Source organism: Kribbella pittospori (assembly GCF_004331465.1).
GTDB classification, from domain to species: Bacteria; Actinomycetota; Actinomycetes; order Propionibacteriales; family Kribbellaceae; genus Kribbella; species Kribbella pittospori.
Genome location: NZ_SJKB01000065.1, coordinates 1 through 1,945, shown reverse-complemented (window position 1 = coordinate 1,945; position 1,945 = coordinate 1). Strand labels below are relative to the sequence as shown.

The following is a 1,945-nucleotide window of genomic DNA, read 5'->3' as shown; positions in this document are numbered from 1 at the left end:
TGCCTAGTGCCACCTGATGTGCGACGGATCTGCGCCACCTGATGTGCGACATGGGGGCTAGGAAACTGAGGCTGCGGTCCGCGGCCGCTGGCCCTTGATACTACGCACCGGCTGGGTGGTCGTGCGGCGCACGATCTTGGTGTCGGTGTCGGGTAGGTCGATCGCGAGGGTGGTCTCGGAGACGAGCACGGTGACGGTTTGATGCTGGTGGGCCCGGCCGAGGGCGATCTTTTGGCCGCAGACCATGATCACGCCGCTGTTGGAGGCGCGGCGCTGGACGCGGATGGGTTCGGTGGAGGGTCGTGGTGGTGGGCCGGCGGGTCGGCTGCCGCGCAGGCGGTGGGCCTGGTCCATGGTCAGCGGGTTGGGTCGGACCCGGAGCAGTTCGCGGGTGTCGAGGTCGTAGAACATCAACGTCGATGGTTCGAGGCGGATCCCTACCCGGCGGCCGCCGAGGATCTCCGCGGCCAACACGGCATGGTTGGCCAATGACACGGTGCCGCCGCGGGCCACGATGCGTTCGACCTCGATCGCGTCGCCGCCCTCGATGCGTGGCAGCGGGGAGGCTCCGGCATTGACCGCGCCGTCGGTGACCAGCTTCGCCAGGTCGTTGACGGTCAGGTGTGAGCGGACGGTCTTGATCCGGGCGCCGGCGACCAGCAGGTGGATCAGGTTCACGTCGGCCCAAAACCGCAGCACCTGTCCGGCGCGTTGTGGCCCGAGCCAGAACTGTCGGCCGGCCACCGCCAGGTTCCCGCTCGGCGGCACCACCCGGTCGAACTCGATCGGACCACCGCTCCAGCTCTGCGGCACCGGCAGCACCTCAGGCACCTGCATCCCGTCAGCCCTATCGACGGTTGGTGCACTGGCGTCGGGATCGCCGCCGGGTTCTGCGGCTGGTGCCAGGTGCGGCGGGAGCCACAGCTCAAGCAGGTCACGCTTTGCCTGTGACACCGGCTGGAACCGGTCGACCGGCATCACCGGAACCTCGGGGTCGAGCGCCTGATGCGGCCGGTCGGTGTTGTACTCCAGCACGTAGGCGTCCACTGCGGCCTGTGCTTCCTCGACCGAGCCGAACGGGTCTGCGGTGTCGAGGAAGTCGGGGCGCAACGTGCCGTGGAACCTCTCCACCTTCCCGTTCTGATTCGGCGACGCCGGTTGTGTCAGCCGGTGCGTGATCGCGTTCTTGCGGCAGATCTTGTCGAACAACACCTCACCATTGCGGGGCCCGTGCCTGCCGAACCGGTCGGTGAACTGCTTGCCATTGTCAGTGAGGATCTCCTCGGGCACCCCGAACCGCACCAGCGCCTCGACCAACGCCAGACACACCGCCCGCGCGGTCGCACGCTCCACCACCTTCGCGATCACGCAGTACCGGGAGTGGTCATCGACCGCCGTGACCACCTTCGCCTCTCGCAGCACGCCGGTGGCGGTGTTGACCAGCATCACGCCGCCGACGATGTCCATCTGCCACAGCTGCATCGGACCGGGCCGCTCGAACCGGACGTAGGAGCCGCGGGGACGCTTCCGAGGTTTCGACCTCGCCAATCCTTGGCGCTGCAGGATCCGCACGACAGTCCGCAGCGACGGCACCACCACGGTCTTGCCGTCCTCGCTTGCCCATGGAGCGCGCTTGCGCAGCATTTCCATCCGGATCCGCTTCGCACCCCACCGCGGATGCTCCCGACGCATCTCGGCGACCACGGCCTCCACCTTGCTGCAGACCTGGTGCGGACACGACCTGGGACGGTGCGAACGATCCGACAGCCCCCCGACGCCCTCAACCAGATACCGCACCACCCACCGGTGCAACGTCGTGCGATGCACCCCGACATCCGCGGCAACCTCTTCGACAACCCCTCCATCAAGAACCGCACGAACTGCATCGAGGCGTTGCTCCACAACGGACAACACAACCAGCACCAATCCCGGCCTCCTCGAGTCC

Annotated in this window: 1 protein-coding gene; it reads right to left on the bottom strand. The window is 67.6% G+C overall.

Translation table 11 applies throughout. The annotated features are described in order from the left end of the window. Positions 1–57: 57 nt before the first annotated feature. Positions 58–1,911, bottom strand: coding sequence for an IS481 family transposase (locus tag E0H73_RS45635; RefSeq protein ID WP_420323466.1), 1,854 nt, complete (start codon positions 1,909–1,911; stop codon positions 58–60). Between the last annotated feature and the right edge of the window lie 34 nt (positions 1,912–1,945).